Genomic DNA, 21,644 nt, shown 5'->3' on the forward strand with positions numbered 1-21,644 from the left:
ATCACCGGATTTGCCGGGAGCGAATCTCCAGACGGGCGCTCAGGCGTCCAGCTCGACATCCCAATAGAGCCAGTCCCGCCAGCTCTGGTGCAGATAGTTGGGCGGGAAGCTGCGGCCGTTTTCCTGGAGCTGCCAGGTGGTGGGGCGGATCGGTTCCTCCATCAGCGCCATATGCGCCTGGCGCGGCGTGCGGCCGCCCTTGCGGAGGTTGCAGGGCGCGCAGGCGGTGGCCACATTCTCCCACGTCGTCCGCCCGCCCTGGGCGCGGGGGATGACGTGATCGAAGGTGAGGTCGGTGGCGGCGCCGCAATATTGGCAGGTGAAGCGATCGCGCAGGAACAGGTTGAACCGGGTGAAGGCGGGATATTGCGATTGCCGGACATATTGGCGAAGGGCGATCACCGAGGGCAATTGCATCGCGAAATTGGGGCTGTGCACCTCGCGCTGATAGTAAGCGACGATATCGACGCGTTCGAGGAACACCGCCTTGATCGCCGTCTGCCAGGACCACAGGCTGAGCGGATAATAGCTGAGCGGCGTATAATCGGCATTGAGCACGAGCGCCGGGCAACTATCCGGATGGCGCAGGAGATCGGGATGGTACATGGAACGGACGGCCTCCCCGTGTGGCTGGAAGAGCCACCGGACGGCTTCGGTCCCGTCGCACTCGGGACGCGGAGGCCGAACCGGCTCGCGTCTCCCGACGTCGCGCTCCTAACCTCAAGAGCGTGACACCGTCATGACAACATCGTTCCCGACTCGTGGTCAAGAGCCGTTTTGCCGATGAGTCACGTAATTTCGCGTTTCGCGCCGAGCCCGACCGGCGCGCTGCATCTGGGCCACGCCTTCTCGGCGATCCGCGCGCATGATCTGGCGCGGGCGGCCGGCGGCCGCTTCCTGCTGCGCATCGAGGATATCGATCCCGGCCGCACGCGCGAGGAGCATGTGGCCGGAATATTGGAGGATCTGGCCTGGCTGGGGCTGCGCTGGGACGGCAATGTCGTCCGCCAGTCCGCCCGGCTCGGCCTCTATGCCGACGCGCTCGACCGGCTGAAGGCGATGGGCCTCGTCTATCCCTGCTTCTGCACCCGCGCGGAGATCGCCGCCAGCGCCGCGGCGCCGCACGGGCCGGCGGGCGCCGTCTATCCGGGCGCCTGCCGCCATCTCGATCCCCAGGTCCGTGCCGCCCGCATGGCCGCCGAGCCGCACGCCTGGCGGATCGACATGGCGGCCGCCATCGCCCGCGCCGGCCCGCTCGACTGGACGGACGAGACCGCGGGCACGGTGCCGGCGGCGCCGGGGGAGCAGGGCGACGTGGTGCTCGCCCGCAAGGACGCGCCGGTATCCTATCACCTCGCCGTCACCGTCGACGATGCCGCGCAGGGCGTGACGGACGTGGTGCGCGGCGAGGATCTGTTCGCCGCCACCCATGTCCACCGCCTGCTGCAGGCGCTGCTGGGCCTGCCGACGCCGTTCTACCACCATCATCCGCTGCTGACCGGGCCGGACGGCAAGAGGCTGGCCAAGCGCGACGGCGCGCCCGCGCTTGCCCTGATGCGCCAGCGGGGCATGGACGGCCACGCATTGGCCGCATCGCTGCGCGCCGGGGCAATCCCCGCTGGCATTCCCCCGGCAAGCGCCTAGAATGGCGCCATGTCCACTTTCCTGATCATCCTCATGATACTGGCCATGCTGGCGACGCTGGCGGCGCTGGTGCGCGGCATCGTCATCTTCCTGAAGACCACCGAGGCGGATCTGACGGGGAGCGGCCCCAATCTTTCCGGCCAGCGGCAGAACAGGATGATGCGGGCGCGCATCGGCTTCCAGGCGCTGGCGATCATCCTCATCATATTGTTCCTGCTGGTCGCCCGCGGCGGCTGAGCCCGGCGGACGAGGCGGCATGGTAAGGCTCAACAGGATCTACACGCGCACGGGCGACGCCGGCACGACCGGGCTGGTCGATGGTTCGCGCGTGTCCAAGGCCGATCCGCGCATGGCGGCGATCGGCGACGTGGACGAGGCCAATTCGGCGATCGGCGTCGCGCTCCAGCACGTCGCCGACGAAAGCCATGCCGCCCTGCTCGGCCGCATCCAGAACGAGCTGTTCGATCTGGGCGCGGACCTCGCGACGCCTGGCGAAGGCGATTTCGCGCCCACCGAGATGGAATTGCGCATCGCCCAATCGCAGGTGGACCGGCTGGAGCGCGAGATCGACATGCTGAACGAGGGGCTGGCGCCGCTTCGCAGCTTCATCCTGCCGGCCGGCCCCGGCGCGGTCGCGCACCTCCACCTCGCCCGCGCCGTGGTGCGCCGGGCGGAGCGATCGGCGGTGGCGGCGGCGCGCGAGGTTGCGCTCAATCCGCGCGCGCTTGCCTATATCAACCGGCTTTCGGATCATCTGTTCGTGCTCGCCCGGCTGATCGCCTCCCACAATGGCGGCGACGTGCTGTGGCAGCCGGGGGCCACGCGCTAGCCGCCACGGCAGCGCATCCCGGCCCCTGAGCCGGGCCATGCCCCATGCAACCATGCCGGCCGTGATCCGTTGGTCGGCCATGGGCTTGAGGCCATGCTGAGCGACGCGGCACGACAAACCCAGCCGCAGGACAATATCGCGACCCGTTTCCGGGCGGTGCGCGGGTTGAGCCTTGCGTTGGCGGCGCCGCTTTCGGACGCCGATGCGACCGCGCAATCCATGCCGGAGGCATCGCCCGCCAAATGGCATCTGGCGCATACGAGCTGGTTCTTCGAAACCTTCGTGCTGCGCGACGGCGGCACCGGATATCGCCCGCGCGATCCGCGCTGGGCGCATCTGTTCAACAGCTATTACGAGGCGGAGGGCGCGCGCCATCCGCGCGAGCGGCGCGGCATGCTGACCCGGCCCAGGCTGGACGAGGTGATCGCCTGGCGCGAGGCGGTGGACGAAGCGGTGATCGCCGCCCTGCCGGGGCTGGACGCCGCCATGCGCGACCGGGTGATGCTGGGCATCCAGCACGAACAGCAGCACCAGGAATTGCTGCTGACCGATATCCTCAACCTCTTCGCCGCCAATCCGCTCTGCCCGGCGATGTGGGAGGCGCGGCGCGATCCGCCCTCGCCGGCGCCCGATCCGATCAGGTGGATCGAAGGGCGCCACGGCATCGTCGAGATCGGCGCGGACGCGCGCAACGGCTTCGCCTTCGATTGCGAAGGGCCGCCCCATCCGGTGATGCTGACCCCGCATGCCCTGGCCGACCGGCCCGTCACCAACGGCGAATGGCAGGCGTTCATGGCCGATGGCGGCTATGACCGGCCCGAACATTGGCTGGCGGACGGCTGGGCCTGGGTGCGGTCGCAGGGGATTTCGGCCCCGCTCTACTGGCGCCGGGCGGAAGACGGCGCGGGCTGGGCGAGCTTCGCGCTGGACGGGCTCCACCCCGTGCGGCCGGCGGCGCCCGTCACCCATATCAGCTATTATGAGGCGGACGCCTATGCCCGCTGGGCCGCCGCGCGCCTGCCGACCGAGGCGGAATGGGAAAGCGCCGCCGCCGCGATCGACCCCCATTCCGGCAACCAGCTGGACGAAGCCGGGCCGGTGCGGCCGCGCGCGGCAGGCGCCGGCGGGCCGGGGCTGAGGCAGATGTTCGGCGACGGGTGGGAATGGACCGCCAGCGCCTATCTGCCCTATCCGGGCTTCCGCCCCACCCCCGGCGCGGTCGGCGAATATAATGGCAAGTTCATGTCCGGCCAGTGCGTGCTGAAGGGCGCGAGCTGCGCCACGCCGCGCGGCCATGCGCGGGCATCCTACCGCAACTTCTTCTACCCCCATCAGCGCTGGCAGTTCACCGCATTGCGGCTGGCGAAGGATATCTGACATGGCCGCAACCGACCTGCTCGACCGCGCCGGCACGCTGCACGCGGCCTTCCGGGCCGACGTGATCGCCGGCCTTTCCGCCCGCCCGCGCGCCATCCCGGCGCGCTGGTTCTACGATCATCGCGGGTCCGAATTGTTCGAGGCGATCACCCGCCTGCCCGAATATTATCCGACGCGGGTGGAAACCGCGCTGCTGGCCGAACATGCCGGCGCGGTCGGCCGCATCGCCGGGCCGGGGCGCGCGGTGATCGAGTTCGGATCGGGATCGTCGGCCAAGACGCCTCACCTGCTGTCCGCCATCGCGCCCGCCGCTTATGTGCCGATCGACATTTCGGGCGATTTCCTGCGGCAATCGGCCGATGCGCTGGCGGCGGACTTTCCCGGCCTGCCGGTGATCCCGGTGGAGGCGGATTTCATGGCGCGGGTGGCGCTGCCCCGCGATGTCCGCCACCTGCCCAAGCTGGGCTTCTTTCCCGGATCGACGATCGGCAACATGGGGCCCGCGCACGGCGTGGACCTGCTGCGCGCCATGGCCGGCACGCTGGGCGAGGGCGCGATGCTGCTGATCGGCATGGACAGGGTGAAATCGCCCGCCATCCTGATCCCCGCTTATGACGATGCCGAAGGGGTGACGGCGGCGTTCAACCTCAACCTCCTCCACCGCATCAACCGCGAGCTGGACGGCGACATCCCCATCGCCGCCTTCCGCCACCGCGCGATCTGGAACGACGAGGCCGCGCGGATCGAGATGCATCTGGAGGCGATGGCGGACATAAGCTTCACCGTCGCCGGGCAACGCTTCGCCATGGCGGCGGGCGAGACCATCCATACCGAGAACAGCCACAAATATGATCCGCGCGGCGCCCGGCTGCTGCTGGCGGCGGGCGGCTGGACGCCGATGCGCGAATGGACCGACCCGGACGGGCTGTTCGCGCTGATCCTGGCCGAGGCGCGCCCGCCGGAAACCGCGCCCTGATCGCGATTGCGGCAGCCGGGCCGCGCCCCGGCTTCCCATCGCCGCCATCCTCCCCTATCCGCGAGGCCGATCAGACTGGAGGGAAGCGGACATGGACAGCATCGGCGTAATCGGCGCGGGCCAGATGGGGGCGGGCATCGCCCAGGTGGCGGCGCAGGCAGGATATAGGGTGTTCCTGTCCGACGTTTCGGCCGACGTCGCCGAAAAGGGCAAGGCCGGGATCGCCAGGATCCTCGCCAAGCAGGTGGAGAAGGGCAAGCTGGACGCGGGCGAGGCGGACGGCGCGATCGGCCGGATCGAGCCGATCGGCGATCTCGCGCCCATGGCGGCCGCCGGCCTCGTCATCGAGGCGGCGACCGAGCGCGAGGACATCAAGCGCGTGATCTTCCAGAATGTCGGCAAGGTGCTGGCGGCGGATGCGGTGCTGGCGTCCAACACCTCCTCCATCTCCATCACCCGGCTGGCGCAGGCATCGATCGATCCGGCGCGCTTCATCGGCATGCATTTCTTCAACCCGGTGCCGCTGATGCCGCTGATGGAGGTGATCCGCGGCCTTGCGACCTCCGACGCGACCGTCGCCGTCGCCCAGGATTTCGCCAGGAAGGTGGGCAAGGAAACGGTGATCGCGCAGGATTCGCCCTGCTTCGTCGTCAACCGCATCCTGCTGCCGCTGCTGAACGAGGCATTCTTTGCCGTCGGCGAGGGCGTGGGATCGATCGTCGATATCGACAAGGGCGTGAAGCTGGGCCTCGGCCACCCGATGGGGCCGCTGACGCTGGCCGACATGATCGGCCTCGATACGATCCTGCTGATCCTGAGGGTGCTGCAGGAGGATTTCGGCGATCCCAAATATCGCCCGGCGCCGATCCTGGTGAAATATGTCGAGGCCGGCTGGCTGGGCCGCAAGACCGGACGCGGCTTCTACGACTATTCCGGGCCGGAGCCCGTGCCGACCCGCTGATCCGCGGAACCGGCATCGTGCGGCGTGGTGAGGTTCAGACCCACCGCGCCCACGAGGATCAGGCCGACGCACAGCCACTGCGCGCCGTTCATCGGCTGGCGGAAGAAAGCGAGCCCGATCAGCGCGATCGCGACGATGCCGACGCCCGACCAGACCGCATAGGCGATACCCATCGGCACCCGCGTGAGCGTGATCGACAGCAGCCAGAAGCAGGCCGAATAGAGCGCGATCGAAGCGATCCCGAAGCCCGGCCGTGCAAAGCCCTCCGACGCCTTGAGGAGGGATGTGGCGGCGATCTCCAGCGCGATCGATCCGCCCAGCAATATCCATGGGTTCATGGGCCGTCCTCCTGCTCCGTCGCGCCGGTCAGAGCATGGCGGCGGCAACGATGGCAAGCGGGACGAATTCAGCCCTGGCCGAAAACCGTGGGCGGGCGGCGGCCGAAGCTGGGGCGCCGCTGCATGAGGGGGCTGGCCTCGCGGTCGATCTGGGCGAGCGTTTCCTCGAACATCGGGCGCAGGCGGACGACATCGGGGATCAGCTCGTCCGGGGCCTGACGGGTCTCGACGCAGCGGCGGGCGACCTTTTCGATATGTTCGGAAAGCGCCGCCAGCGGCTCCGCCCCGAACTGGAGTGATTCGCCCTTCAGCGTATGCGCCGGGATCACGAGCGCGGTGGCGTTGCGGGCGCGCATCGCCTCCTCGATCGCCTGGATCGATTTCACGCCGTCTTCGCGGAAATAGCCGAGGATGCGGATGAAGCCCGCGCCAAGCTCGGTGCGCGCGCGCGAAAAGACGTCCCAGTCGACCAAAGCCAACGTCTCACCGGCCACTTGTCCGCTCCTCCATCGGCCATTTCCCCACGGCCAAACGTCCTGTTGCAGGAAATTCGTAAAGGCCGCGTTGACGGGGCAGCCCGTTTTGTGGGCAGCGCCATCGACAATCCGCCGGATTATCGACCTATCTCAGCCCGTAACGATCAGAGCCTCGCCATCTTCCTCCACCTGCCAGCCATGCTGGGCGGCCAGCGCCGCCACCTCGCGCGGGGCGGCGGGATCGTCCGCAAGCAGGCGGACGGTGGCGCCGGGGCCGGCATCCCGCATCGCACGGGCCAGCCGCAGCGCCGGCCAGGGGCAGCGCATGCCCCGGGCATCGACCGCCAGGGCCATCAGGAATCGAACGGATTCTTCGGCGCGCGCAGCGTGAGGCGCACCGGCACCGCGCCGAAGCCGAGATCGCGGCGGATGCCGTTCATCAGATAGCGGCGATAGCTTTCGGGCAGCTCGTCCACCCGCGTGCCGAACAGGATGAAACCGGGCGGGCGCGTCTTGGCCTGGGTGAGGTAGCGCAGCTTGATCCGCTTGCCGCCGGGGGCGGGCGGCGGATTCTTCTCGATCGCCTTTTCGAACCAGCGGTTGAGCTGGCCGGTGGAGACGCGGCGCGACCAGGCATCGCGCGATTCGAAGGCGACCTGGAGAAGCTGGTCGATCCCGCGCCCGGTGGCGGCCGAGACGGTGAGCAGCGGCAGGCCCTTCACCTGCGCCAGCCCTTCGTCCAGCGCCGTGCGCACGCCCTGGAACAGCGCCGGCGGATTTTCCGCCACGTCCCATTTATTGAGCGCGATGATGAGGGCGCGGCCTTCCTGCAGCACCTTGTCGGCGATGCGCAGGTCCTGCGCCTCCAGCCCCAGCGTGGCATCGAGCAGCAGCACGACCACCTCGGCGAAATCGACGGCGTGGAGCGCATCGGCGACCGAGAGCTTTTCCAGCTTGTCCTGCACGCGGGCGCGCTTGCGCATGCCGGCGGTGTCGATCAGGCGGACGGGGCGGACATTGCCTTCCGCATCGGTCCATTCCCAGTCGATCGCGATCGAATCGCGGGTGATGCCGGCCTCGGGGCCGGTGATCATTCGTTCCTCGCCCAGCATGCGGTTGACGAGGGTGGACTTGCCGGCGTTGGGCCGGCCGACGATGGCGAGCTTCAGCGGGCCGGTGGGACGGCCCTCCTCATCCTCGTCGTCCGCCGCCTCATCCTCCGCATCGTCCTCGCGATCGACATAGGGCAGCAGCGCGCTGAACAGATCGGCCAGCCCTTCGCCATGTTCGGCGCTGAACGGCACCGGATCGCCGAAGCCGAGCGCGAAGGATTCGAGCACGCCGCCCTCGCCCGCCTTGCCTTCGGCCTTGTTGGCGAGCACCACCACCGGCGTATCGCCGGCGCGCAGCCAGCGGGCGATCTCCTCGTCCAGCGGCATCACCCCGGCGCGCGCGTCGATCAGGAACAGGGCGACGTCGGCCGCATCGACCGCCGCTTCCGTCTGCCGGCGCATCCGGCCGGGCAGCGTATCGGGGTCCTCATCCTCGAAGCCGGCGGTGTCGATCACCCGGAATTCGAGGCCCAGCAGCGTGGCATCGCCTTCGCGGCGATCGCGCGTCACGCCCGGCCGATCGTCGACGAGCGCGAGCTTCTTGCCGACGAGGCGGTTGAACAGGGTTGATTTGCCGACATTCGGCCGGCCGACGATCGCGACCACGGGAAGCTTGGACATTGTGCCCCCTTACCGACATTCGCGCGCCGGCGGGACTCAATTATGCGATCGGCGGCATCGCGCCCTCCCCGATGCCCTCGGGACACCGGGGAGCGGGCGATATCAGCGCCAGGCGGTCAGCGTGCCGTCCTCGGCCAGTACATAGAGCATGTTGTTGGCAACGATGGGGGAAAGATAGACCGGCCCACCCGCCTTGCCCTTGGACTGCACCTTGCCGGTCGCCGGATCGACATAGGCAAGCTCGCCTTCCGTATTGGCGACGATCAGCCGGTTGCCCGCGAGGATCGGGCCGGTCCAGCTCACCGGGCCCTTCTTCGACTTCGCGCTGCGCCACCGTTCGAGCTGGCTGATCCAGCGGACCTTGCCGCTGGTGCGCGCGATGCACATCAGCCGCGCGTCATCGGTGACGACGAAGATCCAGTCGCCCGCCACCCAGGGGGTGGAGATGCCGGCGATGCTGAGTTCCCACATGCGCTGGCCGGTGTTGAGCTCCATCGCCACCATGCGGCCACCCTGGCCGACGGCATAGACGCGGCCCTGATCGATCACCGGATCGGCATCGATATCGGAAAGGCTGGCCACCGCGGTCGAGATGCTGGTGCGCGACAGCGCATCCTGCCAGACGATGCGGCCGTTTTCGTAGCGATAGGCGTTGAGCTCGCCCGAGGAGAAGCCGGCGACGACGGTGCCGGCCGCGGCGGCCGGGGCCGCGACGCCGAACACGCCGGCCAGTTCCAGTGTGCCGGCCTCGTTCCAGACGACCGATCCGTCCTCCGCCTTCAGCGCGAAGAGCTGGTTGTCCTGGCTGACGACATAGACATGGCCGTTGGCGACGGTGGGCGCGCCGCGCAGCGGGCCGCCGGGGCGCACCGTCCAGCCGATATTGCCGGTGGCGGCATCGAGCGAGGAGACATCGCCCAGCCCGGTCGTCGCATAGAGCCGGCCGGCTTCGTAGCTGACGCCGCCGCCGAACACGACCTTGCCGGACCGGCTTTCCTTTTGCTCCTCGCCCGACAGCTTCTTCGCCTGCGGGATCGCCTTCACCCACAATTCGCGCCCGCTGGCGGCATCGAGGGCATGGACGCGGCCACCGATATCCATCACGTAGAGCTTGCCGTCGGCCACCACCGGCGCGGCGGCAAGCCGCGCGCGCTTGGTGCTGCCGCCGATATGGGCGCGCCACGCCTCGGACAGGTTCTGGCCGAGCGCGACGTGGCTCAGCACCTTCCAGGCATTGCCGCCGGGCTGCGCCCAGGCATCGTTGGTCATCGGGCCCGGCACCTCGACGGGCGTGTCCGCCAGCGAGGCATCGACCTCGGCGCCCGTCTCATAGGTGAGGACGGGGGTGCGTTCGCCGAGCACGGCGGTCTTGGGCGCGGTTTTCTTGAATATTCCGCAGCCGCTGAGGCTGGCGAGGATCATCCCCGCGATCACGGCACGCTTCATGCTGGTCATTCCTTTGCGGCGCCCGGCGCCTTGACGGGGGCGGCAGGGGCGGCCGCATCGGCCCCGAGCGAAAGGGCGAGGCGCCCGGCGCGATCGCGGATCGAAGGGGGCACGCCCTCATCCTTCGCCATGGCCGCGAAGATCGGGCCGGCCAGGTCGGGCTTGCCCATCTTCATATAGGCGATGGCCGTCATCTCGCCGGCGCTACCGAACCAGGGGTTGCCGGCTTCGGCCAGCGGCTTCAGCCGCGCGACCACCTGGGCAGGCGGCAGCGTATCGAATTCGGCGGCGGTCTGGCGGATGGTGGCGAGATCGCGGAACGGCTGCGGGATCGCCGGATCGGCGGCCACGGCCTGATAGCCGGCGGCGGCCGCCTTCACATCGCCGCGTTCCAGCGCAGAGGCCGCCTGGGCGAGCAAGGCCGCGCCGCGATAGGCGGGAATGCCTTCCTTCTGCACGGTTTCGAGCTTGGCCTTGGCGGCATTATGCTTGCCCTGCTCCAGATCGGTCAGGGCCTGCACCATCGCCTCGCTCGCGGCGTCGGCGGCGGTCTTCTGCCGGTGCTGCCAGTAGAGCCACCCGCCGAAGGCGACCAGCCCCACCACCACCGCAATGGCGACGAGGCGGCCATAAGTGCGCCAGAAGGTGCCGATCTGTTCGCGACGCAGTTCCTCATCCACCTCGCGGAAGAAGGCGTCTTCATTCTGGGGCTTCAGGGCCAAGCAGTCTCTCCAAGCATCGCGGCCGAATTATCGCGGGTCGCCTTCTTAGCGACGACTGAACCTGAACGAAAGCTGTGTTCAGCCTTTGGGCTGATAGGTCTGATCGATGCCGGGGAAGACGCGCGCGCGCACCTCCTCGGCATAGGCGCCCGCCGCCGCGTCGATGCGGGACGCCAGATCGTCATAACGCTTCACGAAGCGGGCGGTGCGTTCGAACATGCCGAGCATGTCGTCGATCACCAGCACCTGGCCGTCGCACCTGGCCGACGCGCCGATGCCGATCACCGGGCAGGAGACCTCCGCCGTCACCGCGACGGCCAGCGGCTCCACCACGCCTTCGACGACGATGGAAAAGGCGCCGGCATCGGCCATCGCGCGCGCATCGGCGATGATCTTCGAATGTTCGGCATTGCTGCGGCCCCGCGCGCCATAGCCGCCCAGCGCGTTCACCGCCTGCGGGGTAAGGCCGATATGGCCGACCACGGGGATGCCGCGTTCCTGCAGGAAGGCCACGGTGGGCGCCATCGCCTCGCCCCCTTCCAGCTTCACGCCGGCCGCGCCCGTTTCCGCCATCACGCGCGCGGCGGAGCGGAAGGCCTGCTCGGGGCTCGCCTCATAGGTGCCGAACGGCATGTCGACGATCACCACCGAATGATAGCTGCCGCGCACCACGGCGGCGCCATGCGCGCACATCATGTCCAGCGTCACCGGCAGGGTGGAAGGCAGGCCGTAGATCACCTGGCCCAGGCTGTCGCCCACCAGCAGCATATCGCAATGCCGGTCGAGCAGCTGCGCCATGCGCGCCGTATAGGCGGTGAGCATGACGATCGGCTCCTTGCCCTTGCGCGCCTGGATCTGCGGCACCGTCATCCGCTTCATCGGCGCGGGCGTGGGGTGGGCGCGGCTGGTGGAGGTATCGAGGGTGAAGGTCGTGGACATGGGCGGGTGGTAGCCCCTGGCGGACCGCGCGGTCAAATCGTCGCAACCCCGATCGACGGCGCGGGCGGCGCCGGCTACAAGCGCGGGCACCAAGAACCATCGATCGGTCCCGCATGCGCGCCGCCCTGCTTATCCTGCCTCTGGCCCTGCTCGCGTCCGGCTGCGTCGCGCGGACGGCCGCCAATATCGTGACGCTGCCGGTGAAGGCGGTGGGCGCTGGTGTCGACGCCGTCACCACCAGCCAGGAGGAAGCGGACCGCAATCGCGGCCGCGAGATCCGCAAGCAGGAAAAGCGCGAGGCCAAGGAGCGCAAGCGCGCCGAGAAGGAAGCCCGGAAACGCGCCCGCGAGCAGGGCCAGCCTTATTGAAGGGCCGGCCGGGTCAGCCGAACAGCGCCGCGTAGCAATCGGGCTTGAAGCCCACCGTCAGCCTGCCGTCCACATCCAGCACCGGGCGCTTGATCATCGACGGCTGCGCCAGCATCAGCGCGATCGCCTTTTCGGCGTCGATCCCCTCGCGATCGGCATCGGGCAGCTTGCGGAAGGTGGTGCCCGCGCGGTTCAACAGCACCTCCCAGCCGAGATCGGCGACCCAGCGTTCCAGCGTGGCGCGATCGATCCCGGCGGTCTTATAGTCATGGAATTCCGCCGCGACGCCGTGCTGGGCCAGCCAGTCCCGCGCCTTCTTCATCGTGTCGCAATTCTTGATGCCGTAGATGGTGACGCCCACGCCGTTCCTCCGTGCCGATCGGATGCGGAGCCCTGCGCCAGCGCGGATGCGGCCGTCAATCCCCCGGCGGAGGCGCCGGCACCGGGAAGTAGGCGCGATAGGGCCGCGCTTCCTCCAGCACCCGCGCGAAGGACGGGCGATCCCACAAGCGGCGGAAATAAGCGGCGAGCGCGGGATGGTCGCCGGTGAAGGGCTGCACCCATTCGGCATAGAAGAGCGCGGGCGCCGCCGAGCAATCCGCCAGCGAGAAGGCATCGCCCGCCGCCCAGGCCCGCCCGGCCAGCCGCTCCTCCAGCATGGCATAGGCCGTGCCGAGCGTGGCGCGGGCCTCCGCCACGCCATGCGGATCGCGCTTGTCCTCCGGCCGCAGATGATCGCCGACGATGCGCTGCATCGGCAGCTCGACATAATGATCGAACAGCCGGTCCATCAGCCGCACCTCGATCGCGGCGGCGGGATCGGCCGGGATCAGCGCCGCCGCCGCCGTCCCGTGCCCATCGAGATATTCGATGATGATCGAGGATTCGGGGATCGCCCGCCCCGCCGCATCATCCGTCAGCACGGGAAAGCGGCACATCGGCCAGAGCGCCGCCAGCGCCGCCCGTTCCCCCGCGTCGCCGAGATCGACCTGCCGGGGCGTGAAGGGGACATCGCGCTCATACAGCGCCACCAGCACCTTCTGGCAGAAGGAGGAAAAGGGGTGGTAATGGAGCGTCAGCATCGCCGCCGCCTACCGAAGCCAGCCACGCCCGGCCGCCCGGCCCGAGAACCAGGCGAGCAGCGCCGCGACGAGGATGATGAAGATCGGGAACGGCACGGCCGCCGCCGCGCCGACCGTGCGCATGATCGGCGTCGCCAGGAAGGTCCAGCCGAACTGGACGATCGCAGCGGCCAGCGAAACCAGGAACAGGGGCTGCGCCCAGCGGCGCCGGAGGATCAGCGCCACCGCACCCGCCAGCCCGGCCCAGACAGCAATGGCATAGGCGCCCGTCACCCACACCGGCATCATCATCCAGATTTCCCGCTGCGCCGCCGGCAATTGCGCCAGCGCATCGGCGGACATGCCGACCTGCGAGACATAGGCGAAACAGCCCGCCCCCTCCCACAGCAAGGCAAGGACGGCGACCAGCCAATACCAGGCCGGCGGCTTCGTGGCGTCGAGACGATCCATCATGCGGCATCCCTCTCCCTGTTATTGGCGAGGAACCTGCGCGCGATGCGCGGCAAAGGCAATGCGGGGCCTGGCAAGCAGCGCTGGTGCGCGGCGCCGTTGAAAACCAGGGTTCGAGTGCCTTCTATGACCATCTACATGGTCAGGAACATGGCACGGACACGATCAGTCTGGCGGATGCCAAGGCCCATCTGAGCGAACTCGTCGACCGGGTGGAAGCGGGGGATTTGATCGACATTACCCGGCGCGGCAGGCCCGGTGCACGGCTCACCGCCGTGGCCAGACCGCGCAAGCGGATCGACGCCGCCGCGCTGCGATCCCCGACGGCCGGGATGCCGAAATCCCAGAAGGCGGTCAATCTGGTGGGCGATGCGGGACGGCGACCGCTATCGATGCTTCATCTCGATACGTCGCTGATCGTCGCAGCGCTCTCCAACGAAGCAATGACACCGCATGTGCAGCTTGGTTGGCCGAACAGCGCCACCGTCCACACGCTCGACCATGGGCTTGCCAAAGCCGGTCCCGCTCTTGGCGTGCCGACGCCGCTGCTGGCCTGATCGAATAGCTCCGCTGAAGGATGCGAGCGGACGCCACCGAGGGCATCCGCCTTACTCCCTTGCCTTCCCACGGCGACTTGCGCCGCCGAGTGGCGGGGGCGGATGTCCACCGGACACCCGCCCGATCCGCGTCACTCCCACTCGATCGTGCCGGGGGGCTTGGAGGTGTAATCGTAGGTGACGCGGTTGATGCCCTGGACCTCGTTGACGATGCGGGTCGCGACGCGGGCGAGGAAGGATGCGTCGAAGGGATAGATGTCGGCGGTCATGCCGTCCGTCGAGGTGACGGCGCGGAGCGCGCAGACCGAGTCGTAGGTGCGCCCGTCGCCCATCACGCCCACCGTCTTCACCGGCAGCAGCACGGCGAAGGCCTGCCAGATCGCGTCATAGAGGCCGGCGGCGCGGATTTCCTCGAGATAGATGGCGTCGGCCTTGCGCAGGATGTCGCAGCGTTCCTTGGTCACTTCGCCGGGGATGCGGATGGCGAGGCCCGGCCCCGGAAAGGGGTGGCGGCCGACGAAGATCTCCGGCAGGCCAAGCTCGCGGCCCAGCGCGCGGACCTCGTCCTTGAACAGCTCGCGCAGCGGCTCGACCAGCTTCATGTTCATGCGTTCGGGCAGGCCGCCGACATTGTGGTGGCTCTTGATCGTCACCGAAGGCCCGCCGGTGAAGGAGACGCTTTCGATCACGTCGGGATAGAGCGTGCCCTGCGCCAGGAATTCGGCGCCGCCGATCTTGCGGGCTTCCTCCTCGAACACGTCGATGAAGGTCTTGCCGATGAACTTGCGCTTCTTTTCCGGGTCCGTCTCGCCCTTGAGGCCGGAGAGAAACAGCGTCTCCGCGTTCACGTGGACGAGCGGGATGTGATAATGCTCGCGGAACAGGCTGACGACCTGATCGGCCTCGCCCATCCGCATCAGGCCATGATCGACGAACACGCAGGTGAGCTGATCGCCGATCGCCTCGTGGATCAGCACCGCCGCCACCGCCGAATCGACGCCGCCGGAAAGGCCGCAGATCACCTTGCCCGAACCCACCTGCTCGCGAATCTCGGCGATCTTGGCGGCGCGGAACTCGGCCATCGTCCAGTCGCCGGCCAGCCCGCAGACATGGCGGGCGAAATTGGCGATCAGCTTGGCGCCGTCGGGCGTGTGGACGACCTCCGGGTGGAACTGCACGCCGTAGAAGCGGCGGCTCTCATCCGCCGTGACGGCGAAGGGCGCGCCTTCCGATGCGGCGACCGGCACGAAGCCCGCCGGCAGCGCATCGACCTTGTCGCCATGGCTCATCCACACCTGATGGCGCTCGCCTTCCTTCCACAGGCCGTTGAACAGGCCGCATTCCTTCGTCACCTCGATGAAGGCGCGGCCGAATTCGCGATTGTCGGACGATGGCGACACCGATCCGCCGAGTTGCGCGCACATCGTCTGCTGGCCGTAGCAGATGCCGAGGATGGGGATGCCGGCCTCGAAGAAATGCTGGGGCGCGCGCGGGCTGCCCATCTCGGCAACCGAGGCCGGGCCGCCGGACAGGATGATGCCCCTTGGCTTCAGCCGTTCGAAAGCCTCTGCCGCCGCGTTGAACGGCGCGATTTCGGAATAGACGCCGGCCTCGCGGACCCGGCGGGCGATGAGCTGCGTCACCTGGCTGCCGAAATCGACGATCAGGATGCAGTCACTGGGATGGGCGGTGGAATGGGCTGTCATGGCCGCGCGATAAAGATATGGCCCGCCGCTGTCCAGCCGTTGCGCCCGCGCCGGGCGCTGGCCCCGCGCGGGCGGGTGGCGTCAGCGGATCGCCAGCTCGTTGCCCAGCTGGACGAAATCGACCTGGCCGGCGCGCGCGCCGCACAGGAAGCTGCGGCGATCGGCGGCGGCAGGCCCGGCCTCCACCACGCCCTGCACCTGCCAGCCCTCGCCGTCGCGACTCACCCGGCTGATATCGGTGACGCGGGCATCGGTGGAGATGCGGCCCGCCTGCCGTTCGGCCGCCGCCGCACAGGCATCGGCCGCCTCATCCTGCGCGGCGGTATCGGCGCGGTCATCGGCCTGGCCGCGGCCGCGATCGCCGTTCCAATCCGCATTGCCGTCGTCGCGATTCGAATCGCGCGTGCCGAAGCCGTTGGTGGCGACCGCCGCGATGCCGCCGGCCACGACGGCGCCCAGCAGGAAATCGCCGAAATCGAATCCGTTGCCGCGATGATGGCGATAGCCGCCGCCATGGCCGTAGCCGGGGCGCGGATAGCCCCAGCCATGTCCCGGCCGCGCCATTGCCGGCATCGACGTCGCCAGCATCGCCGCCGCCACGCCCAATCCGATCACCGCCTTGATTCTCGCCATCGTCATTTCATCCCGTTGATCGGGCGCTTCTAGCCCAGCCGCGCTGTCAACGCGATGAACGGCGGGCGGGGGGACGGCCCGACTATTTCGCCCGGAACGACGTTTTATTAACCACTTCATCCTAGCGATCGGGAAATAACATTTCGGAATCGCGCCTTATGCCCAGACGGATCCGCTCGCTCCTCGCCTCGCTTCGCGATGAAGTGCAGCTTTATGCGACCGAAAGCGCCCGGCTTGCCGGCCGGACGAACCTGCTCGCGCTCAACGCCACGATCGAGGCGGCGCGTTCGGGCGAGGCGGGACGCGGCTTCTCCGTGGTGGCGCAGGAGGTGAAGGCGCTCGCCAACCAGGCGCGGGCCAGCTCGCTCGCCTTCCGGGCCGAGGTGCTGGACCGGCTGGCCAAGGCGGCCGGCATCGCCGACGAGATGGTGGCCGAGATCGAGGGCGCGCGCCTCGTCGATCTGGCCGAGGCGATCATCTACAATGTCGGCCGCACCATCCAGGCCCGCAGCAGCGATCTGCGTATGCTCGCCACCGATCCGGCGGTGATCGCGGCGGTGGCGGACCCGTCGCCCGAAAAGGCGGCCGCCGCCAATGCCCGGCTGCGGGGGCTGATGCGCTATTCCAGCGATTATCTGAACGCCTTCGTCGCCAATGCCGAAGGCCGCATCTTCCTTTCCGCCGACGAGGAGGCCCGCGTGCAGGCCGCCGACGTGCGCGAGGCGCCGCAGTTTCGCAAGGCGATGGCCAGCCGCCGGTCGGACGACTGGTTCACCGACGAGGTGTGGCAGAATCCCTGGTCGGACCATCAGGCCGTGCTGATCTTCGCAGCCGGCATCCGCGCCGATCCGGAGCGCGAAGGCCCGGCGATGGGCGTGCTCTATCTGGAATATGATTGGGAACGGAAAATCGGCGAGCATATCGGCGGCATGGACACGGCGGACAATGGCCGCCGCCGGGTGAGCCTGGTCGACGACCAGGGCCGCGTGGTCGCCTCCTCCTGGCGCGCGCGCTTCGGCGAGGCGATGGCGGTGGACGCCAGCCGGCCGATCGGCCTGTCCTCGCAAGACGACGCGATCATCGCCCATGCACGCTCCGCGCCGGGCGACGGGCTGAGCCTGCACTGCGTGATCGAGCAACGACTTATGACCGAGGCGGAGGTTCAGGCCGCCATCGCGGGCGACGGGCAGAGAATCGCCGCCTGAGGTGCCGGCGGAGTTGGGGAACTCCGCCGGCATTTGTCTTGTCCGAACCCCGGCTGCCAGTCCTTCCGAACCTGCCAGCGGACGGTGCGGGAATCGGTGCTCTCCACGCGATTGCCGGCTCCATCGCGGGCGGGCTTGTAGCGGCCGCGCTTCATCGTCAGGGCGCAGGCATGCCGATCCAGCTCGAGATGCTGGCTCGGCGTCGGCACCATGCAGCCGGTGATCCGCCCCTTGGCCGAAATCGTGAGCACCATCCGGGAGACGGCGATCTCCTTCCGCGCCAGGAGACCGAGGGACAGATCATCCGTCGTCACCCACATGCCGGGATTGCCCGTGGCCTTCGGCGACGTCGCGATGTCCGGCGATTGCCGCCCGAGCCGAAGCCGGCAAGAGCAGGCAACCCGCAATGATGCCGAATATCACCCTCATGCGTCCCGCTCCCCCAAAGGCCGCCGGATATCCGGCGGCGATCGCCGCAATGGCAACGCCGCCGCGACGATCCGGCCGGGCCTGCCCCGCACCTAGAACCGCGCCCTGACGCCGCCGTAGAAGGCACGGCGTTCGACCGGATAATAGATGGCCGAGGCGTCGGTCGCCTGCACCACGGCGGAAATGTCGCCAATGGCGTGCCTGTTCGCGAGGTTGCGGGCGTCGAGGAACAGGGTGATCCCGTCGCGGAGCCCGGCTTCGGCGCCAAGGCCGATCAGCGCATAGCCGCCGGTGCGGGTGCCGTTCCCATAATCCGCCCACGCCCCCTGCGGCAGCCATTCGACATTGGGGGTGACGGAAAGGCGGTCCGTGCCCAGGCGGAGATCGGCGCGATAGAGGTGCTTCGCCACCACCGGCAGGCGATTGCCGCCGTAGATGGCGTCATGGCGGAAACGGAAATCGTTGAGCTGATAGGCCTGACGCAGCCGCGCCCAGGGGGCGAGATCCAGTTCCAGCGACGCCTCGATCCCCTGATGTCGGGTCCTGCCGGCATTGAAGGTGGCGGCGGGGATATCCTGCGAGGTGGTGAATTGCAGCATCTCCCCCTTCACGTCGGCGCGGTAGAGGCTGATATCCCATGCCGCGATGCCGATCCGGCCGCGCGTGCCGACCTCAATCGTCCAGGCCCGCTGGGGATCGAGATCGACGAAGCCGGGCGCGCCGCCAAAGGGGGCCTGGGCCAGCTCGGCAAAGCCCGGCAATTCCACCGAGCGGCTGTAATTGGCATAGACCTGCACGTCGGGCCGCGCTTCCCACAACAGGCCGAACTTGGGCGCGAAGGCATCGAAATCCGCGTCCCCGCTGCGGGCCGGCGCCATATGGTTGGCGATCTTGCGCTCCCCATGGGTCTGCACGCCCCCGGCAATCAGCCAGAGGCCGGGTATGGGCGCGATCCGAAGCTCACCATAGCTGTCGATCGTCGTCGCCGTCTGCCGCGCATCGGCGGTCTGCGCGCCGCGCTTGCCGGCGACATTGCGATATTGCCGCGCCGCCACCGTGCCGAAGCGCGCGGTGGTGCCGACCGCCGCCTCGACCGGCAGCCCCGCCAGGGTGCCCGCCCAGTCGATCCGGGCGAAAAGCCCGCGATCCTGCGATTTCTGGTCGATCAGCTCATAGATCGGATGGACCAGTTCCTTGACGTTCCAATAGCCGCCGAAGGCGAGGCTGGCAGAGCCGAGATCGACGGTGGTGCGGTTCTGGAGGCGGAGCGAATCCAGGTTGCGCGCCTGATCGCCCGCAAGGCTGGATGCGGCCGCCTGCTTCGGATGGTCCAGCGCATCCGCCATGGCGAGCGCGCCGGGCAGCTTCTGGTCGATATTGTTGACGCTGGCGTAGAAGCGCGTTTCGATCCGGTCGTCCAGCCGGATGCCGACATTGCCATTGAAGCGGACGGCCCTGCGATCGGCATGATCGCGGTCGCCATCGGAACGATCGCCGGTGAGCGCGAACCAGGCATCCGCCCGTTCCGTCGCGAAGCCGGCGGCGACCTTGCCGCGCACGGTGCCGAAGCTGCCGCCGTCCACCCGCATCTCCACCCCCGGCGCGGACCGGCCGGTGGGCGTGACCGCATTGATGCCGCCGCCCAGCGTGGACGATCCCAGCCGCAGCGCGTTGGCGCCCCGGAAGATTTCGATATGCTGGAAGACCTGCGGATCGAGTTCCTGGAAATCGCCATTATTGTCGGCGAGGTTGATGGGCACGCCATCCTGGAACAGCATCAGCCCGCGCATATGATAGCCGCGGCTGAGGCCGGAGCCGCGCACCGATATCCGCACCTCCTGCCCGAAGCGCGGCTGGGTGTAGACGCCGGGCGCGAAGGCCAGCGCATCGCGCAGCGATACGGCCAGCCGATCCTCGAAATCGGCGGCCGGCACCACGCCGCTGCCGCCCGGCACGGGGGCGACATCGGCCCTGGCGTCGGCGATGGCGGAAGCGGCGGTGACGATGATGGTGCCGCGATCGCCCTCATCCTCGGCAAGAGCGGGCGTGGCGATAATGGCGGCGATGGCGAGCAGAGACGCGCGGCCGGCCGCGCGGGAAGAAAAAGACATGGAATATCCCTGATTTCCGGGCGCGCGCGAAAGGCGGCGCCCAGCCGATAGGACCATGGAGCCGCGCAACGGCGCGCGCCCATGGCGGTGACGGACATCAGCGGATGGCGGGCGGCCCGGTGGGCGGCGGCGGCGGGGCGGCGAGGCCCCGGCCGATGGCGACGGCGGGAACGGCAAGGACGGCCGCGACGGGCGCCGCGAACAGGGCCGGCGGCGCGACCGGCGGATCGGGCGTGAGCAATGCCGCGCCCAGCCCCGCGAAAACGCAGGGTTCGGCGCCCTTGCCGGTTTCGCCGGGCGCCTTCTTGTGGATGGTGCCGTCATCGGCCACCCAGGCTTCGACCGCGCCGGTGCCGGTGCAGAGCGTGATGGCGCGGCCGTCGACCGAAGGCATCCAGCCCGCCGGCACCAGCACGCGCATGGCGAGCGCCAGCAGCAGGAGCGCCACGGCGATCTCGCCGCGGAAGGTGCCCCTTGCTGATCCCCTGCCCCGCATGGCCGGCGGCCTAGTCCATCCCGCCGCCGCCGTCCACCCATCGGGACAGGCATGGTCCGGACGGCCGCGAACAGCGCCCGCTATCTTGTGGCCGCGATCGGACCGGGCTTAGCTTCCCCAAAATCACGACAGGACGGGAGCGGAAGCCATGCAGCGGGCCGATATCGAAGGAAAGAGCATCCTCATCACCGGCGCCACCGGCCAGTTCGCCAGGCCGCTGGTGGCCGCTTATGCCGGCAAGGCGAAGGTCTATGCCGCCGCCCGCTTCGGCAAGGCGGAGGATCGGGCCGAGATCGAGGCGATGGGCGCGACGCCGGTGCGGATCGACCTTTCCGATCCCGCCAGCCTGGATGCGCTTCCCGAGGTGGATTATGTCGTCAACGCCGCCGTCGCCAAGACCGGCGATTTCGATCGCGACCTGAAGGAAAATGCCGAGGGCGTCGGCTTCCTGATCGCCAAATGCCGGAATGCCAAGGCCTTCCTCCATATCTCCACCACCGGCGTCTATGCCTATGAGGGGCCGACTCCGCGCAAGGAGAGCGATCCGCTGGGCGACAATCACCGGTCGATGTTCCCGACCTATTCGATCGCCAAGATCGCGGCGGAATCGGTCTGCCGCTTCGCCGCCAAGACCTATGCCGTGCCCACCACCATCGCGCGGATGAGCGTGCCTTATGGCGATAATGGCGGCTGGCCCTGGTATCATCTGCTGATGATGCAGAACGGCGTGCCGATCGCGATCCACCCGGAAGGCCCGAACCTCTACAACCCGCTCCACGTCGACGATTATGTCGAGAAGATCCCATATCTGCTGGGCGCCGCCACGACCGAGGTGACGACCACCAATTTCGGCGGATCGCAGGCGGCAAGCGTGGAGGAATGGTGCGCCTATATCGGCGAGCTGACCGGCTTCACCCCCGTCTTCCAGCAGGACAATGCCGCCTTCGGCGCGCTTTCGATCGATACCGCCCGGATGCACGCGCTGATCGGCGAGACCAGGGTGGACTGGCGGGACGGCATCCGCCGCATGATCCGGGCGCTGGCCCCCGATGCGCTGAAGGCGCCTGCCTGAAGCCCCGGCAATCTGCTAGGGTCGGGACCCATAAACAGGATTCCCTTGGCGTCGGGAATGTGATTCATATGTGGACGCCCCCTTGGCAAGGGCA

The 21,644-nt window shown here is 68.7% G+C and carries 26 protein-coding genes; 10 read left to right on the forward strand and 16 right to left on the reverse strand.

Annotation, left to right across the window (positions count from 1 at the left end):
• Nucleotides 1-39: 39 nt before the first annotated feature.
• Nucleotides 40-606: an HNH endonuclease gene (locus CV103_RS15915; protein WP_015458500.1), complete on the reverse strand. Its 567-nt coding sequence runs from the start codon at nt 604-606 to the stop codon at nt 40-42.
• A 177-nt stretch (nt 607-783) separates the two neighbouring features.
• Between CV103_RS15915 and gluQRS the strand changes: the two genes are divergently transcribed.
• The 6 genes from gluQRS (at nt 784) to CV103_RS15945 (ending at nt 5,787) form a co-directional block, all read left to right on the forward strand.
• Nucleotides 784-1,644, forward strand: coding sequence for a tRNA glutamyl-Q(34) synthetase GluQRS (gluQRS, locus tag CV103_RS15920; RefSeq protein WP_107395513.1), 861 nt, complete (start codon nt 784-786; stop codon nt 1,642-1,644).
• Between the two features lie 9 nt (nt 1,645-1,653).
• Nucleotides 1,654-1,881: a twin transmembrane helix small protein gene (locus tag CV103_RS15925; RefSeq protein ID WP_015458502.1), complete on the forward strand. Its 228-nt coding sequence runs from the start codon at nt 1,654-1,656 to the stop codon at nt 1,879-1,881.
• A 19-nt stretch (nt 1,882-1,900) separates the two neighbouring features.
• On the forward strand, nt 1,901-2,473 hold the full coding sequence (locus CV103_RS15930) for a cob(I)yrinic acid a,c-diamide adenosyltransferase (protein WP_107395514.1): 573 nt from the start codon (nt 1,901-1,903) through the stop codon (nt 2,471-2,473).
• A gap of 93 nt (nt 2,474-2,566) precedes the next feature.
• Entirely contained in the window at nt 2,567-3,850 is a 1,284-nt protein-coding gene (egtB, locus tag CV103_RS15935; protein ID WP_107395528.1) for an ergothioneine biosynthesis protein EgtB, read from the forward strand.
• A gap of 1 nt (nt 3,851) precedes the next feature.
• Nucleotides 3,852-4,826 (forward strand): L-histidine N(alpha)-methyltransferase, encoded by a 975-nt coding sequence (gene egtD / locus CV103_RS15940; RefSeq protein WP_107395515.1) that lies wholly within the window; start codon nt 3,852-3,854, stop codon nt 4,824-4,826.
• Between the two features lie 91 nt (nt 4,827-4,917).
• Nucleotides 4,918-5,787, forward strand: coding sequence for a 3-hydroxyacyl-CoA dehydrogenase NAD-binding domain-containing protein (locus tag CV103_RS15945; RefSeq protein ID WP_015458506.1), 870 nt, complete (start codon nt 4,918-4,920; stop codon nt 5,785-5,787).
• Here CV103_RS15945 and CV103_RS15950 read toward each other — a convergent pair.
• The 7 genes from CV103_RS15950 to panB form a co-directional block, all read right to left on the reverse strand.
• Nucleotides 5,754-6,125 carry a DMT family transporter gene (locus tag CV103_RS15950; protein ID WP_015458507.1) on the reverse strand — a complete coding sequence of 124 codons (372 nt, stop codon included), beginning with the start codon at nt 6,123-6,125 and terminating at the stop codon, nt 5,754-5,756. The genes CV103_RS15945 and CV103_RS15950 overlap by 34 nt on opposite strands.
• A 68-nt stretch (nt 6,126-6,193) precedes the next feature.
• Entirely contained in the window at nt 6,194-6,619 is a 426-nt protein-coding gene (locus CV103_RS15955; protein ID WP_015458508.1) for an Hpt domain-containing protein, read from the reverse strand.
• Between the two features lie 132 nt (nt 6,620-6,751).
• Nucleotides 6,752-6,955 carry a sulfurtransferase TusA family protein gene (locus CV103_RS15960; protein WP_015458509.1) on the reverse strand — a complete coding sequence of 68 codons (204 nt, stop codon included), beginning with the start codon at nt 6,953-6,955 and terminating at the stop codon, nt 6,752-6,754.
• A complete protein-coding gene (gene der, locus CV103_RS15965) occupies nt 6,955-8,334 on the reverse strand; it encodes a ribosome biogenesis GTPase Der (RefSeq protein WP_015458510.1) in 1,380 nt (459 codons plus the stop codon). Before der ends, CV103_RS15960 begins: the two co-directional genes overlap by 1 nt.
• Nucleotides 8,335-8,436: 102 nt before the next feature.
• Nucleotides 8,437-9,780, reverse strand: a complete 1,344-nt coding sequence (locus CV103_RS15970) for a PQQ-like beta-propeller repeat protein (protein ID WP_107395516.1) — start codon at nt 9,778-9,780, stop codon at nt 8,437-8,439.
• A gap of 5 nt (nt 9,781-9,785) precedes the next feature.
• Complete coding sequence (locus CV103_RS15975) at nt 9,786-10,502, reverse strand: tetratricopeptide repeat protein (protein ID WP_107395517.1); 717 nt, start codon at nt 10,500-10,502, stop codon at nt 9,786-9,788.
• Between the two features lie 78 nt (nt 10,503-10,580).
• The gene (gene panB, locus CV103_RS15980) at nt 10,581-11,441 is read right to left on the reverse strand and encodes a 3-methyl-2-oxobutanoate hydroxymethyltransferase (RefSeq protein ID WP_107395518.1); all 861 of its coding nucleotides are present in this window, start codon (nt 11,439-11,441) and stop codon (nt 10,581-10,583) included.
• 113 nt (nt 11,442-11,554) lie between these two features.
• Between panB and CV103_RS15985 the strand changes: the two genes are divergently transcribed.
• Nucleotides 11,555-11,809 carry a hypothetical protein gene (locus CV103_RS15985; RefSeq protein ID WP_107395519.1) on the forward strand — a complete coding sequence of 85 codons (255 nt, stop codon included), beginning with the start codon at nt 11,555-11,557 and terminating at the stop codon, nt 11,807-11,809.
• A 13-nt stretch (nt 11,810-11,822) separates the two neighbouring features.
• Here CV103_RS15985 and CV103_RS15990 read toward each other — a convergent pair whose 3' ends face one another.
• Genes CV103_RS15990 through CV103_RS16000 form a run of 3 tightly spaced genes read right to left on the reverse strand, consistent with a single transcriptional unit; the run spans nt 11,823 to nt 13,344 of the window.
• Nucleotides 11,823-12,170 carry an ArsC family reductase gene (locus CV103_RS15990; protein WP_107395520.1) on the reverse strand — a complete coding sequence of 116 codons (348 nt, stop codon included), beginning with the start codon at nt 12,168-12,170 and terminating at the stop codon, nt 11,823-11,825.
• A gap of 55 nt (nt 12,171-12,225) precedes the next feature.
• A complete protein-coding gene (locus CV103_RS15995) occupies nt 12,226-12,891 on the reverse strand; it encodes a glutathione S-transferase family protein (protein ID WP_107395521.1) in 666 nt (221 codons plus the stop codon).
• 9 nt (nt 12,892-12,900) lie between these two features.
• Nucleotides 12,901-13,344 (reverse strand): hypothetical protein, encoded by a 444-nt coding sequence (locus CV103_RS16000; RefSeq protein WP_107395522.1) that lies wholly within the window; start codon nt 13,342-13,344, stop codon nt 12,901-12,903.
• A gap of 83 nt (nt 13,345-13,427) precedes the next feature.
• Between CV103_RS16000 and CV103_RS16005 the strand changes: the two genes are divergently transcribed.
• Entirely contained in the window at nt 13,428-13,898 is a 471-nt protein-coding gene (locus CV103_RS16005; RefSeq protein ID WP_245896898.1) for a type II toxin-antitoxin system Phd/YefM family antitoxin, read from the forward strand.
• A gap of 131 nt (nt 13,899-14,029) precedes the next feature.
• On the opposite strand, the gene guaA is transcribed toward CV103_RS16005, so the two are convergent.
• Together guaA and CV103_RS22540 are read right to left on the reverse strand one after the other, a co-directional pair.
• Nucleotides 14,030-15,604: a glutamine-hydrolyzing GMP synthase gene (guaA, locus tag CV103_RS16010; protein WP_015458519.1), complete on the reverse strand. Its 1,575-nt coding sequence runs from the start codon at nt 15,602-15,604 to the stop codon at nt 14,030-14,032.
• An 81-nt stretch (nt 15,605-15,685) separates the two neighbouring features.
• Nucleotides 15,686-16,237 carry a hypothetical protein gene (locus tag CV103_RS22540; RefSeq protein ID WP_170112650.1) on the reverse strand — a complete coding sequence of 184 codons (552 nt, stop codon included), beginning with the start codon at nt 16,235-16,237 and terminating at the stop codon, nt 15,686-15,688.
• A 158-nt stretch (nt 16,238-16,395) separates the two neighbouring features.
• Between CV103_RS22540 and CV103_RS16020 the strand changes: the two genes are divergently transcribed.
• On the forward strand, nt 16,396-17,442 hold the full coding sequence (locus tag CV103_RS16020) for a methyl-accepting chemotaxis protein (RefSeq protein ID WP_107395524.1): 1,047 nt from the start codon (nt 16,396-16,398) through the stop codon (nt 17,440-17,442).
• Here CV103_RS16020 and CV103_RS16025 read toward each other — a convergent pair.
• The 3 genes from CV103_RS16025 to CV103_RS16040 form a co-directional block, all read right to left on the reverse strand.
• Nucleotides 17,400-17,756 carry an energy transducer TonB gene (locus CV103_RS16025; RefSeq protein WP_146163447.1) on the reverse strand — a complete coding sequence of 119 codons (357 nt, stop codon included), beginning with the start codon at nt 17,754-17,756 and terminating at the stop codon, nt 17,400-17,402. The two genes, CV103_RS16020 and CV103_RS16025, sit on opposite strands and share 43 nt — an antisense overlap.
• 207 nt (nt 17,757-17,963) lie before the next feature.
• Entirely contained in the window at nt 17,964-19,982 is a 2,019-nt protein-coding gene (locus CV103_RS16035; protein ID WP_107395527.1) for a TonB-dependent receptor family protein, read from the reverse strand.
• A 97-nt stretch (nt 19,983-20,079) separates the two neighbouring features.
• Entirely contained in the window at nt 20,080-20,478 is a 399-nt protein-coding gene (locus tag CV103_RS16040; protein WP_070935083.1) for a hypothetical protein, read from the reverse strand.
• A 148-nt stretch (nt 20,479-20,626) separates the two neighbouring features.
• Here CV103_RS16040 and CV103_RS16045 point away from each other — a divergent pair, with 148 nt between their 5' ends.
• Complete coding sequence (locus CV103_RS16045; RefSeq protein WP_015458525.1) at nt 20,627-21,550, forward strand: NAD-dependent epimerase/dehydratase family protein; 924 nt, start codon at nt 20,627-20,629, stop codon at nt 21,548-21,550.
• The last annotated feature ends 94 nt before the right edge of the window (nt 21,551-21,644 follow it).

Origin of the sequence: Edaphosphingomonas fennica, assembly GCF_003034225.1 — a bacterium.
Lineage (GTDB): Bacteria > Pseudomonadota > Alphaproteobacteria > Sphingomonadales > Sphingomonadaceae > Sphingomonas_E > Sphingomonas_E fennica.